This is a genomic window from Variovorax sp. UC122_21, assembly GCF_044056785.1.
GTDB lineage: Bacteria > Pseudomonadota > Gammaproteobacteria > Burkholderiales > Burkholderiaceae_C > Variovorax.
In genome coordinates, this window is the sequence record NZ_CP172004.1 from 505,979 (window position 1) to 519,189 (window position 13,211).

The following is a 13,211-nucleotide window of genomic DNA, read 5'->3' on the forward strand; positions in this document are numbered from 1 at the left end:
TTCCCCTCGGAACGTTTCAACACCAAAGCGGCTTCCTGCGTAGGCATGAGGCTTCTTTGTTGTTGATCGGGATCTCCTGATCAATCGGCTGTTCTTTAAAAATTCATAGAGTTGAATCAGCGTTGCTGACGGAAAGAGCTTCATGGCTCACCGTGCCGTCAGCAACTTGAATTTTTGATTGCGTCAATATGAACTTCAATTTCGAGTCAAATCGATTTATGAAGGCGGCATAACGCGCCAGGTGAAAGACCTGGCAATTCCTGATTGACTTTGGTTTCTGTGAAGAAACGTCAAAGTTATAGGGTCAAGTGAATAAGAGCACGTGGTGGATGCCTTGGCGATGATAGGCGACGAAGGACGTGATAGCCTGCGATAAGCTTCGGGGAGCTGGCAAATTAGCTTTGATCCGGAGATTTCCGAATGGGGAAACCCACCGAAAGGTATCGCATGATGAATACATAGTCATGCGAGGCGAACCGGGTGAACTGAAACATCTCAGTAGCTCGAGGAAAAGACATCAACCGAGATTCCGAAAGTAGTGGCGAGCGAAATCGGAAGAGCCTGCTAGTGATAGCACAAGACTTATCAGAACGGCTTGGAAAGGCCGGCCATAGTGGGTGACAGCCCCGTACGTTAAAAGACTTGTGTGGTACTGAGCTAGCGAAAAGTAGGGCGGGACACGTGTAATCCTGTCTGAATATGGGGGACCATCCTCCAAGGCTAAATACTCATCATCGACCGATAGTGAACTAGTACCGTGAGGGAAAGGCGAAAAGAACCCCGGGAGGGGAGTGAAATAGATCCTGAAACCGCGTGCTTACAAAAGTAGGAGCCCGCAAGGGTGACTGCGTACCTTTTGTATAATGGGTCAGCGACTTACATTCAGTGGCAAGGTTAACCGAATAGGGAAGCCGTAGAGAAATCGAGTCCGAATAGGGCGATCAGTCGCTGGGTGTAGACCCGAAACCAAGTGATCTATCCATGGCCAGGATGAAGGTGCCGTAACAGGTACTGGAGGTCCGAACCGACTAGTGTTGCAAAACTAGCGGATGAGCTGTGGATAGGGGTGAAAGGCTAAACAAACTTGGAAATAGCTGGTTCTCTCCGAAAACTATTTAGGTAGTGCCTCAAGTATTACCTTCGGGGGTAGAGCACTGTTTTGGCTAGGGGGTCATGGCGACTTACCAAACCAAGGCAAACTCCGAATACCGAAGAGTACAGCTTGGGAGACAGAGCACCGGGTGCTAACGTCCGGACTCAAGAGGGAAACAACCCAGACCGCCAGCTAGGTCCCTAAAATTGGCTAAGTGGGAAACGAAGTGGGAAGGCTAAAACAGTCAGGATGTTGGCTTAGAAGCAGCCATCATTTAAAGAAAGCGTAATAGCTCACTGATCGAGTCGTCCTGCGCGGAAGATGTAACGGGGCTAAGCCAGTTACCGAAGCTGCGGATTTGCAATTTATTGCAAGTGGTAGGAGAGCGTTCTGTAAGCCTGTGAAGGTGCGTTGTAAAGCGTGCTGGAGGTATCAGAAGTGCGAATGCTGACATGAGTAGCGTTAAAGGGGGTGAAAAGCCCCCTCGCCGTAAGCGCAAGGTTTTCTACGCAACGTTCATCGGCGTAGAGTGAAGTCGGCCCCTAAGGCGAGGCAGAGATGCGTAGCTGATGGGAAACAGGTCAATATTCCTGTACCGTTATACAGTGCGATGTGGGGACGGATCTTAATAGGTCATCCGGGTGTTGGATATCCCGGTTTAGTTGGATGTAGGCGTGCATTAGGCAAATCCGGTGCACATATACCGAGGCCAACGATCGAGCGAGCTTGCTCGCGAAGTGACTGAACGAGGTTCCAGGAAAAGCCACTAAGCTTCAGCTGTATACGACCGTACCGCAAACCGACACTGGTGCGCGAGATGAGTATTCTAAGGCGCTTGAGAGAACTCAGGAGAAGGAACTCGGCAAATTGACACCGTAACTTCGGAAGAAGGTGTGCCCTATTAGTGTGAAGTGAACAACGGAGCATGAATGGGTTGCAAAAAATCGGTGGCTGCGACTGTTTATTAAAAACACAGCACTCTGCAAACACGAAAGTGGACGTATAGGGTGTGACGCCTGCCCGGTGCTGGAAGATTAAATGATGGGGTGCAAGCTCTTGATTGAAGTCCCAGTAAACGGCGGCCGTAACTATAACGGTCCTAAGGTAGCGAAATTCCTTGTCGGGTAAGTTCCGACCTGCACGAATGGCGTAACGATGGCCACACTGTCTCCTCCTGAGACTCAGCGAAGTTGAAATGTTTGTGATGATGCAATCTCCCCGCGGAAAGACGGAAAGACCCCATGAACCTTTACTGTAGCTTTGTATTGGACTTTGAACAGATCTGTGTAGGATAGGTGGGAGGCTTTGAAGCAGGGTCGCTAGATCTTGTGGAGCCAACGTTGAAATACCACCCTGGTGTGTTTGAGGTTCTAACCTAGGTCCATTATCTGGATCGGGGACAGTGCATGGTAGGCAGTTTGACTGGGGCGGTCTCCTCCCAAAGCGTAACGGAGGAGTTCGAAGGTACGCTAGTTACGGTCGGACATCGTGACGATAGTGCAATGGCATAAGCGTGCTTAACTGCGAGACTGACAAGTCGAGCAGATGCGAAAGCAGGACATAGTGATCCGGTGGTTCTGTATGGAAGGGCCATCGCTCAACGGATAAAAGGTACTCTGGGGATAACAGGCTGATACCGCCCAAGAGTTCATATCGACGGCGGTGTTTGGCACCTCGATGTCGGCTCATCTCATCCTGGGGCTGTAGCCGGTCCCAAGGGTATGGCTGTTCGCCATTTAAAGAGGTACGTGAGCTGGGTTTAAAACGTCGTGAGACAGTTTGGTCCCTATCTTCCGTGGGCGCTGCAGATTTGAGGAAGCCTGCTCCTAGTACGAGAGGACCGGAGTGGACACACCTCTGGTGTATCGGTTGTCACGCCAGTGGCATTGCCGAGTAGCTAAGTGTGGAAGAGATAACCGCTGAAAGCATCTAAGCGGGAAACTCGTTTCAAGATGAGATCTGCCGGGGCCTCGAGCCCCCTGAAGAGTCGTTCAAGACCAGGACGTTGATAGGTCAGGTGTGGAAGCGCAGTAATGCGTTAAGCTAACTGATACTAATTGCTCGTGCGGCTTGACCCTATAACTTTGATCAGTCAGATCAAGGTGTTATGCCAAGTTGACGCATTCAAAAACACATTCAAATAACGCCTAAGCGCGTGCTGATTCAAAACTCTATGAATTCGTTTGGTTGATCACGTGATCAACCAGGCAACCCTTTATGCCTGATGACCATAGCGAGTTGGTACCACTCCTTCCCATCCCGAACAGGACAGTGAAACGACTCAGCGCCGATGATAGTGCGGGTTCCCGTGTGAAAGTAGGTCATCGTCAGGCTCTTACAGCCAAAAAAGCCCCAACCAATCGGTTGGGGCTTTTTTCTTTGCGCAAGCAAAAGCAAAACAAAAAGCGCATCGGCCAAAACGATGCGCTTTTTTATTGCCGATTCAATTCAGAGATTGCGGATTTCGTATTCGGTCGATTCGGCCGCCTTTGCCGCAACGAGCTCGCCCAAGATCTCCTGCGCCAAGACATCCAGCGCCACGCCGTCGAAGAACCGGCCGCACACCATGGCGAGATAAGGCGTCTCGCGCACCCAGGCCATCCAATCCGCGCGCGACATCCGCTGCTTTTCCAGCAGCTTGAACTTGATCAGCACCTTGATCGCATGCCGCGCGTGCTTGGTGGGATCCCGTTGCAGCCCCTCGAGCCGGCGCCGTGCCACCTTCAACGCGCCTTCCACATCCATGAAGACCGACCCATGCCCCGGAATCACGATCGATGGCGCCAGGCGCTCGATCAGATCCAGAGTGGCCGCCATCTCGTCGAATGAAGGCTCCCCTTTCAACTCCGGAAAAGCGATACCAAACCCGTTCTCCCACAGCGCATCGGCCGACGCCAAAGTCCGCGACACAGGCTCGAACAGAATGACCGAATGCGGATCGTGACCCGGCGCCGCATGGATCTGCCAGTACAGCCCGCCGACCTCGCGTTCCGTCCCGGGCTGCAGCGACCCGGAGACACGAAACCGCGGGCAGCTCTGCCCCGTCGCCTTGAAGCTCAGCGCTTCTTCATCCCAGCGATCCACCAGCGCCGCCTCGCCCGGCGGAATCTCGATGCGAAGGGCCGGATAGCGCGCCTGCAGCGCCGCGTTCCCGCCGCAATGGTCGCTGTGCAGGTGCGTGTTGAGCACCCGGTCGAGCGGCCGACCGTCCAATGCCGACTCGACCAGCGTCACCGTCTGCTTGGCATGCGTCACATAACCGGTGTCGATCAGCGCCGCCTCATCGGCGCCGATCACGAGGATGTTGTTGGACGACAGCCACCCTCGCTCGAGCACGACGACATTCGCCGGCAACCCGGCGACCGCCGCCGCGCTCATTCAATGGCCCGCGGAGGCAGCGGTGCGAAGTTCGCGGCGCAGGATCTTGCCAACGTTGGTCTTGGGCAGCGCATCGCGGAATTCGATGTGCCGTGGGCGCTTGTAGCCGGTGAGTTGTCCATTGCAGTATTGCAGCACAGCCTCCTCGGTCAGGCTCGGGTCGCGGCGCACCACGAACACCTTGATCGCCTCGCCCTGCTTCTCGTCGGGCACACCGATCGCCGCGCATTCCACCACGCCCGGGCACAGCGAGATCACGTTCTCGAGCTCGTTCGGGAACACGTTGAAGCCGCTGACCAGGATCATGTCTTTCTTGCGGTCGACGATCCGGCTGTAGCCGTCCTCCTGCATCACGGCGACGTCGCCGGTGCGCATGAAGCCGTCGGCGGTAAAGGCAGCCGCAGTCTCGGCCGGCTGGTTGTAGTCAGCCCTTCATCACGTTCGGCCCCTTGATGCACAGCTCGCCCGATTCACCGATCGGCATCGAATTGCCCTCATCGTCCTTGATCGCGATCTCGATGCTCGGCAACGGCAGGCCGATGGTGCCGGTGAACCTGGTGTTCGACACCGGATTGTTGGTGCCGATCGCGCAGGTCTCGCTCATGCCCCAGCCTTCGATCATCGGGCAGCCGGTGGCCTCGAACCAGCGCTTCGCCGTGCCTTCCGAGGCCGCCATGCCGCCTGCCTGGGAGACGAACAGCGTCGAGAAATCGATGGTCTTGAACTCGGGATGCATCAGCAGCGCGTTGAACAGGGTGTTCACCGCCGGCAGCATGTGGAAGGGGCGCTTCTTCAGCACCGCGATGAACTTGTCGAAGTCGCGCGGGTTCGGCACCAGCGTCATGTGCGACCCCTGGCGGATCACGAGCAGGCACAAGGTGAGCGCGAAGATGTGATACAGCGGCAGCGCAGCGATGCTGTTGACCTTCGCGAGGTCGCCCGCGCGCGAGAGCGCCGGCGTGAACCAGGCCTCGGCCTGCAGGGTGGCGGCCACGATGTTGCGGTGGGTGAGCACCGCGCCCTTCGACAGCCCGGTCGTGCCGCCCGTGTACTGCAGGAAGGCGATCGAGTCGAGCGTGCTCTTGTCGGCCGCCAGCGTGCGGCCACGTCCTTCGGAGAGCGCCTGCGAGAACGGCGTGACCGTGCGGCCGTCGCTCAGCGGCAGCTTGAACGGCGGCACCATCTTCTTGAGGTGCCGCACCGCGAGCGTGATCCAGCTGCCGTAGAGGCCGCCGAGCAGATCGCCCATCGCGGTGATGACCACGTGCTTCACGGGCGTCTTCTCGATCACCTGCTCGAGCGTGGACGCGAAGTTCTCGAGGATCACGATCGCCGTCGCGCCCGAGTCCTTGAGCTGATGCTCGAGCTCGCGCGCGGTGTACAGCGGATTGACGTTCACGCAGGTGTAGCCCGCGCGCAGCACGGCACACATGGTGACCGCGAACTGCGGGATGTTCGGCAGCATGATCGCCACGCGCGCGCCGGGTTCGAGCCCGCGCGACTGCAGCCAGGCGCCGAGTGCCTTCGACTGCGCATCGAGCTCGCCGTACGACATCCAGCGCTCCATGCACACCGAGAACGGGCGCTCGGCATAGCGGCCGAAAGCCTCGTCGAACATGTGGGAAAGCGATCGGTACTGCTCGGGATCGATCTCGTGCGGTACGCCGGCCGGATAGTGCTGTCGCGCGGATGTCTGCATGCAAGCTCCTTTGGCGCGGATTGTGGGAGCCGCACAGGACAAGCGACCAGCGGGCTTGTCCTAGGTAAATGCATCGGCTGTCGCCTGCGCGATAGCTGCCGATCGATGCATGGAGCCGGCGCGAGCCGCGCACTTCGGCACGGCTGCCGAAAAGGAAGCTCAGGCCTTGCCGGATTCGCCGGGCTGCAGCACGCCTGCAGGAATATCGGCCGCCGTCTCCAGCGCCCGGTACAGCGGCGCGAAGTCGGGCTCGGTCAGGTCGAACAGCTGCGCGAAGCTGTCGATGACGAAGTAGTTGGCCTGGTAGGTGTCGATCTTGTAGAGCGTGCGCATGGTGCGCAGCAGATCGAGCGGCAGCCGCAGCGGCTCGTTGGAGCGCACCGCGTGCTGCAGCTCGCCGACCGAGCTCAGGATGCCGGCGCCATAGGCGCGCAGTCCGTCGGGCTGGCGGATCAGCCCGAACTCCACCGTGTACCAGTACAGCCGCGCGAGCTTCTCGCCGGCGTCGAGCTCGTGGGCCTTGATGCCACCCGCGCCATAGCGCTGCACGTAGTCCGCGAAGGTCGGGTCGAACAGCATCGGCACGTGCCCGAACAGGTCGTGGAACACGTCGGGCTCGACGATGTAGTTGAACTCCTCGGGCTTGCGGATCCAGTCGGTGACCGGAAACTTGCGGTTCGCGAGCAGCGTGAAGAAGGGCAGCTCGGGAATCAGCCCCGGCACCGCCACGATCTCCCAGCCGGTGGCCTTGTGCAGCCGCTCGTTGAGCTCCTCGAAGCGCGGGATGCGGTCCTTCACGCCCAACAGCGGGAGCGCCTTGATGAAGGCATCGCAGGCCAGCCCCGGCAGCTGCGCGGCCTGGCGCTCGTAGAGCCGCTTGTAGGTGTCGTGGTCGGCCGCCGTGTAGCTGGCCCAGTCCTGCGCGCAGGTGTAGTCGGCCTGCACCGTGCCGCCCCGCGAATAGTCGCCGCGCGGCGGGCGATCGGAGGCGCCGTAGACGGCGGGCGTGACGACGGTGGCAGGGGTGTCCATGGGTGCTTCGGTTGATTACTTGAGCCAGCGGTCCATGACGCGCTGGAAGTCGCCGCCGGCCTGCTGAAGGTGCAGCCACTGGTCGACATAGGCCTTGAAGGCCACGTCGTCGCGCGGCAGCATCCAGGCCATCTCGCCGTATTGCAGCGGCTTGTCGGGATTGATAGCGCACAGGCCCGGCTTGAGCTTCTGCTGCACGATCGCCTCGGCCGACTCGGTCACGAACACGTCGGCGCGGTTGGCGAGGATCTCGTCGAAGATCGTCACGTTCTCGCCGTGCAGCGTGAGCCGGGCCTGCTTGAAGTTGGTGCGGGCGAAGCGTTCGTTGCTGCCGCCCGGATTGAAGATGACGCGCGTGGCGGGCTTGTCGATGTCGGTCACGCTCTGGTACTTGGCCACGTCGGCGCAGCGCGCGATCGGCGTCTTGCCGTTGACCATGTAGGGCGCGCTGAAGAAGGCGCGCTTCTGGCGGTCGGTGGTCACCGACACGCCGCCCACGGCGATGTCGCACTTGCCGGCCGCGAGGTCGGGCAGCAGGTTGGCCCAGGTGGTCTTGATCCACTCGGGCTTCGCGCCCAGGCTGCTGCTGAAGCCGGCCATCAGGTCGACGTCGATGCCTTCGAACGAGGCATCGGCCTTTTGGAAGCTGAAGGGCCGATAGTCGCCCGGCGTGCAGATGCGCAGCACGGCCGCCTTCTGCACGCTGTCGAGGTGCGAGCCCGAGGCGCCGCCGGCCGGCGCGCCTCCCGGCCTCGCCGCGCATCCCGAGAGAATGACCGCCGCAGCGAGGGTGGTCAGGCCGATCGAGAGGATGTTGCGCATGCGGAGCTCCTGGAGGGTGGAAGGAGCGCTTATTTTGCGGCGGTCAGCACGCCGCGGCGCATCTGGTCGAGCTCGATGCTCTCGAACAGCGCCTTGAAGTTGCCGTTGCCGAAGCCGTCGTCGCCCTTGCGCTGGATGAACTCGAAGAAGATCGGGCCGAGCTGGTTCTCGCTGAAGATCTGCAGCAGCAGCGCGTCCTTCTTGCCGTCGATCAGGATCTTGCGCTTCTGCAGTTCTTCCACGCTCTCGCCGTGGCCCGGGATGCGCTTGTCGACCAGTTCGTAGTAGGTGTCGATGGTGTCCAGCAGGGTCACGCCCTTGGCGCGCAGCGCGTCGACCGTCTCGTAGAGGTCGTCCGAGCCCATCGCGATGTGCTGGATGCCTTCGCCCTTGTACATGTCCAGGTACTCCTGGATCTGGCCGGCCTGTTCCTTGCCCTCTTCGTTGATCGGGATGCGGATCTTGCCGCAGGGGCTGGTCATGGCCTTGCTCTTCACGCCGGTGACCTGGCCTTCGATGTCGAAGTACTTGATCTCGCGGAAGTTGAACAGCTTCTCGTAGAAGCCGGCCCAGGTGTTCATGCGGCCGCGGTAGACGTTGTGCGTCAGGTGGTCGATGTAGGTCAGGCCGTTGCCCTGGTGGTCAGGGCGTCCTGCGAGGCCACGCCCGGCAGCGGTTCGAAGTCCACGTCGTAGAAGCCGATGTTGCCGATGTCGCCGGGCTTCGCGCCGTTCTTGCCGGGCCAGCGGTCGACCAGGTAGATCAGGCTGTCGCCGATGCCCTTGATGGCGGGGATGTTCAGCTCGCCCGGGCCGGCCTTGTCGGCGAAGCCCCAGGCGCCCAGCGAGGTGGCGCGCTCGTAGGCGGCCTTGGCGTCCTGCACGCGGAAGGCGATGGCGCACACGCTCGGGCCGTGCTCGCGCGCGAAGCGCTGCGCGAACGAATCGGGCTCGGCATTCAGGATGAAGTTGATCTCGCCCTGGCGGTACAGCAGCACGTTCTTGTGGCGGTGCTTGGCGATGGCCGTGAAGCCCATGCGCTCGAACACCTTGCCCATGGCAACCGGATCGGGTGCCGCGTATTCGATGAATTCAAAGCCGTCGGTGCCCATGGGGTTGTCCCAGGGCGTGAAGGCGGGCGCGTCGGCGTGGCTCATGGCAGTCTCCGAAGAAGTGGGGGAATCGAGGGGATCGAGGAAAAGAAAAGGATGGCGGCTCGGCCAGTGCAGCAATGTAGGTCGATTGCCGCTCATGATTTCAGCGTTTGCGGGCGTGTTTCTTGGATCGATTGCAGGAAAAATGCGAAAAATTCATTGATGGAAGCACTCGACAAGATAGATCGGCTGATTCTGCGCACGCTGCAAGCAGATGGCCGCGCCACCTACGACCAGATCGCCGAGCAGGTCAGCCTCTCGCCCAGCGCCGTGCTGCGGCGGGTCAAGCGGCTCGAGGAGCAGCGCGTGATCGACCGCTACGTCGCACTGGTCAAGCCCGAGGCCGTCGGGCTGGGCCTCACGGCGTACCTCAACGTGCGGCTCGAAAAGCACACCGAGAGCCACAAGCGCAACCCGATGGACCTGTTCCGCGCCAGCGTCCAGACCTGGCCCGAGGTCGTCGAGTGCGCCGCCCTCACGGGCGAGATGGACTACCTGCTGCGCGTGGTCGTGGCCGACATGGCCCACTACAGCCGCTTCATCATGGACACCCTGCTCAAGCACCCGAGCGTGCAGGACTGCAAGACCAGTTTCGTGCTCGACCGTGTCAAAGCCACCACGGCCGTGCCGGTCTAGACACGAAAAAGTTGCTCGATGCACACGCTTTCGGGTATCGATTCACAAATGAGTCACGAAAGTGTCCCGCCGGGCTTGCGGGTTAAGGGAAAACCCTTACATTCAAGCCATGCTTACCGCCAAGGACCTCCTCAGGGCATCCCTCGGCCTCGGCTCTTTTCTGAAGGCGCCGATGGTTGAGGCCCAGCCACGCGCCGCCACCGCGCCGCAGCCCGTCATGGTGCCGATCCGCTCGATCGGCCCGCGCGAGCGCGACCGCATCGCCAGCCACCTGCTGGCGCTCAGCGCGCACGACCGCTACCTGCGTTTCGGCTATGCCGCGGGCGACGAGCAGGTGCAGCGCTATGTCGACGGCCTCGATTTCGATCGCGACGAGCTGTTCGGCATCTACAACCGCAAGCTCGAGCTGATCGCGATGGCCCACCTGGCTTTCGCGCCCGACCACCAGCCCAGCGACTGCGCCGAATTCGGTGTCTCGGTCTCGGCCCATGCCCGCGGACGCGGCTATGGCGCCCGGCTGTTCGAGCGCGCCGTGGTCGTGGCGCGCAACGAAGGCGTGGGCATGCTGTTCATCCATGCGCTCAGCGAGAACGCCGCGATGCTCAAGATCGCGCGCAATGCCGGCGCCACCGTGGTGCGCAGCGGTTCCGAATCGGAAGCCCACCTGCAGCTGCCGAGCGCCACCTTCGACAGCCGCATGAGCGAGATCGCGCTCGAGCACTACGCGGCGGTCGACTTCCACCTGAAGTCGCGCGCCAAGCAGTTCTGGGCCTTCCTGGCCAGCCTGCAGGAAGTCCGCAGCGGCGTGCGCGACGCGCGCGGCAAGTCGGCGCAATAACCGGGCCCCCAGGCTTTTCACTCGCTTCGCTCGTGTAACGCCACCCCCCGAGGGGGCCGGCCCTCGGGAACGCTCCTTGCATGCCCCCGGAACGACCCGGTAGAGCCTGTCACATGCAATCCGGTATCCTTGCACTCCCCCCGACTACGCCCTCCCGCAGTGGCCGAACCTCACCCTGAACGCGCACCCGTCGAACGGGAAGACAAGCGCGGGTTTCTCCAGAAGCTCGCCGAATTCATCCATCCCGGTCCGGACTCGCGCGACGAGCTGATCGAAACCCTGGCGGATGCCGAAGACAACCAGGTGATCGGCGCCGAATCGCGCGTGATGCTCGAAGGCGTGCTGCGCATGGCCGACATGACGGCCGGCGACGTGATGGTCGCGGCACCGCGCATGGACCTGGTCAACATCGACGCGCCCTACGACGCGCTGCTGCACCTGGTCATCGACACCGCGCACTCGCGCTTCCCGGTGTACGAGGGCGAGAAGGAAAACATCATCGGCATCCTGCTCGCGAAGGACCTGCTCAAGCTGCAGCGCGCGCCGGGCCTGAACATCCGCGCGCTGCTGCGGCCCGCGACCTTCGTGCCCGAGAGCAAGGGCCTCAACGACCTGCTGCGCGAGTTCCGCGGCAACCGCAACCACCTGGCGATCGTCATCGACGAGTTCGGCCGCGTGGCCGGCCTGATCACCATCGAGGACGTGCTCGAGCAGATCGTCGGCGAGATCGAGGACGAGTTCGACATCGCCGAGGACGAGGGCGACATCTTCGGCCTGGCCGACCACACCTACCGCGTCTCGGGCGACACGCCGATCGAGCGCGTGGCCGAGGCCTTCGGCATCGTCTTCGACGAGGAACAGCTCAGCGAGGACTTCGACACCATCGGCGGCCTGATCGCGCACGAGATGGGCCACGTGCCCAAGCGCGGCGAGCACCATGCGATCGGCGGCTTCGACTTCGTGGTGCTGCACACCAAGGGCGGCGCGGTGCGCTGGTTCAAGGTGTCGCCGGCCCGCGGCGGCGACGCGGCCGACTGATGCGCGCCGCATTGCTGGCCCTGGCCTTCCTGCTGGCCGGACTGGCGCAGGCCGCCTCGATCGCCATGCCCGGCTCGGGCCGGCCGATGTGGCTGCTGCAACTGGTGTCGCTCGGCGTCCTCGCCTTCGGGCTGCGCCGGCTGCGCGAGCAGCAAGCGGGCTGGCGCCGCGCCGGGCTGCATGCCTGGCTGTTCTCCACCGCCTGGCTCAGCGGCACCTTCTGGTGGCTCTTCATCTCAATGCACACCTACGGCGGCCTCGCCGCGCCGCTGGCCGCGATCGCGGTGCTCGCGCTCGCGGCCGCGCTCGGCCTGTACTACGCCTTCGCCGGTGCCTGGTTCGTGCGGCGCGGTCCGCGCGGCACGGTCACCGGCGCGCTGGTGTTCGCCGCGCTGTGGACGCTGGCCGAGCTGGTGCGCGGCAGCTGGTTCACCGGTTTTCCCTGGGGCGCGGGCGGCTATGCGCATGTCGAGGGCCCGCTCTCGGGTTGGGCGCCGTGGATCGGCGTCTACGGCATCGGCGCCGTGGCGGCCCTGGCGGCCGCGCTGGTCGCGCTGGCACGACCCCGCAGCCCGCGTTGAGCTCGCGGGTGCCGCGGTGCTGGTCGCGGCCGTGTTCGCCTTCCCGCTCGTGGCCCAGCCTTCGCGCGGCGAAGCCGCGGGCACGCTGCAGGTCGCGCTGCTGCAGGGCAACATCGCGCAGGACGAGAAGTTCGTTCCCAACGGCGGCATCGAGAACGCGCTGCGCTGGTACGGCGAACAGCTGCGCGATGCCAGGGCCTCGCTGGTGGTCACGCCCGAGACCGCGATCCCGCTGCTGCCGCAGCAGCTGCCGCGGGCTACCTCGAGGCGATCCAGGCGCGCTATGCGAGCGGCAGCCAGGCGGCCGTGGTCGGCCTGCCGCTGGGCGACCGCCGGGCTACACCAACACCGTGCTCGGCTTCCGGCCCGGCGCTGCCTCGGCCTATGCCTACAGCAAGCACCACCTCGTGCCCTTCGGCGAGTTCATTCCCTTCGGCTTCCGCTGGTTCATCGACATGATGAGCATCCCGCTCGGCGACTTCCGCAGCGGCGGCCTCGCGCAGCCCGCGCTCGCCTGGCAGGGCCAGCGCATCGCGCCGAACATCTGCTACGAGGACTTGTTCGGCGACGAGATCGGCGCCAACTTCCGCGACGCGGCGACGGCACCGACCATCCTGCTCAACGTCAGCAACATCGCCTGGTTCGGCGACTCGATCGCCATCGACCAGCATCTGGCGATCTCGCGCATGCGCGCGCTCGAGTTCGCGCGGCCGATGGTGCGCGCCACCGACGCCGGCGCCACCGTGGTCATCGACGCCGAGGGCCGCGTGACCCATGCGCTGCCGCGGCTCACGCGCGGCGTGCTCGAGGCCCCGGTCGAGGGCCGCACCGGCCTCACGCCCTATGCGCGCTGGGTCGCGCACCTCGGGCTGTGGCCGCTGTGGGGCCTGGCCTGCGCGATCGTCGCGCTCGCCTTCGTGCGCCGCCGCCGCGCGGCCTGA

At 62.6% G+C, this 13,211-nt stretch carries 6 protein-coding genes, 2 rRNA genes and 3 pseudogenes; 6 read left to right on the top strand and 5 right to left on the bottom strand.

Annotated elements, in window-relative coordinates:
• Positions 1–302 precede the first annotated feature (302 nt).
• Together ACHMXE_RS14610 and rrf are read left to right on the top strand one after the other, a co-directional pair.
• Positions 303–3,171: ribosomal RNA gene (locus tag ACHMXE_RS14610) — 23S ribosomal RNA — on the top strand.
• A 142-nt stretch (positions 3,172–3,313) separates the two neighbouring features.
• Positions 3,314–3,426 (top strand): 5S ribosomal RNA (gene rrf / locus ACHMXE_RS14615).
• A 115-nt stretch (positions 3,427–3,541) separates the two neighbouring features.
• Here the strand turns inward: rrf and ACHMXE_RS14620 are convergent.
• From ACHMXE_RS14620 to hppD, 5 genes and pseudogenes are all read right to left on the bottom strand, one after another.
• The gene (locus ACHMXE_RS14620; RefSeq protein WP_395349895.1) at positions 3,542–4,471 is read right to left on the bottom strand and encodes an MBL fold metallo-hydrolase; all 930 of its coding nucleotides are present in this window, start codon (positions 4,469–4,471) and stop codon (positions 3,542–3,544) included.
• Positions 4,472–6,170: pseudogene (locus tag ACHMXE_RS14625) on the bottom strand (AMP-binding protein). It abuts the gene before it with no gap.
• Between the two features lie 159 nt (positions 6,171–6,329).
• Positions 6,330–7,202 carry a phenylalanine 4-monooxygenase gene (gene phhA, locus ACHMXE_RS14630; protein ID WP_395349897.1) on the bottom strand — a complete coding sequence of 291 codons (873 nt, stop codon included), beginning with the start codon at positions 7,200–7,202 and terminating at the stop codon, positions 6,330–6,332.
• 15 nt (positions 7,203–7,217) lie between these two features.
• On the bottom strand, positions 7,218–8,024 hold the full coding sequence (locus tag ACHMXE_RS14635) for a transporter substrate-binding domain-containing protein (protein WP_395349898.1): 807 nt from the start codon (positions 8,022–8,024) through the stop codon (positions 7,218–7,220).
• 29 nt (positions 8,025–8,053) lie between these two features.
• A pseudogene (hppD, locus tag ACHMXE_RS14640) lies at positions 8,054–9,180 on the bottom strand (4-hydroxyphenylpyruvate dioxygenase).
• Between the two features lie 159 nt (positions 9,181–9,339).
• On the opposite strand from hppD, the gene ACHMXE_RS14645 reads away from it, so the two are divergent.
• The 4 genes and pseudogenes from ACHMXE_RS14645 (at position 9,340) to lnt (ending at position 13,211) form a co-directional block, all read left to right on the top strand.
• Positions 9,340–9,813: an Lrp/AsnC family transcriptional regulator gene (locus ACHMXE_RS14645; protein ID WP_057596999.1), complete on the top strand. Its 474-nt coding sequence runs from the start codon at positions 9,340–9,342 to the stop codon at positions 9,811–9,813.
• A gap of 109 nt (positions 9,814–9,922) precedes the next feature.
• Positions 9,923–10,651, top strand: coding sequence for a GNAT family N-acetyltransferase (locus ACHMXE_RS14650; protein WP_395349902.1), 729 nt, complete (start codon positions 9,923–9,925; stop codon positions 10,649–10,651).
• A gap of 159 nt (positions 10,652–10,810) precedes the next feature.
• Positions 10,811–11,689 carry an HlyC/CorC family transporter gene (locus tag ACHMXE_RS14655; protein ID WP_057596996.1) on the top strand — a complete coding sequence of 293 codons (879 nt, stop codon included), beginning with the start codon at positions 10,811–10,813 and terminating at the stop codon, positions 11,687–11,689.
• Positions 11,689–13,211 (top strand): annotated as a pseudogene (gene lnt, locus ACHMXE_RS14660) (apolipoprotein N-acyltransferase). Before ACHMXE_RS14655 ends, lnt begins: the two are co-directional and overlap by 1 nt.